The sequence below is a fragment of the Brevibacterium sp. SIMBA_078 genome (assembly GCF_046534565.1).
Taxonomy (GTDB): domain Bacteria; phylum Actinomycetota; class Actinomycetes; order Actinomycetales; family Brevibacteriaceae; genus Brevibacterium.
Genome location: NZ_JAWRYQ010000207.1, coordinates 1 through 273, shown reverse-complemented (window position 1 = coordinate 273; position 273 = coordinate 1). Strand labels below are relative to the sequence as shown.

At 54.2% G+C, this 273-nt stretch carries 1 protein-coding gene; it reads left to right on the top strand.

Features of this window, described 5'->3' with window-relative positions; genetic code table 11:
• The coding region (locus SB749_RS19460; protein WP_410711754.1) for a hypothetical protein at positions 1-227 on the top strand (227 nt) is incomplete at its 5' end.
• Positions 228-273 lie beyond the last annotated feature (46 nt).

The following is a 273-nucleotide window of genomic DNA, read 5'->3' as shown; positions in this document are numbered from 1 at the left end:
CGGCTATTGTCGGTATGGCCGAACGTCTACAACCACGTCACGATATCCCGGTTTTCGACAGTGCAGTACCGTCAATCAGCGCAGCACTTTCGGCCATTGACACCGATCCGCATCCAACGCGTCTGGCAAGACCACTGTCATCCTCCACCGGAATTTCAAAAGAGCTTTCTGAACTCATAGTGGGCCGGGCGCGATTCCCTGCCTGGCGAAAACAGAGTCCGATATGATCTTGGCTGAGTTGGTGGGGCTCAAGTTTTGGTTTCGAACTTCGCC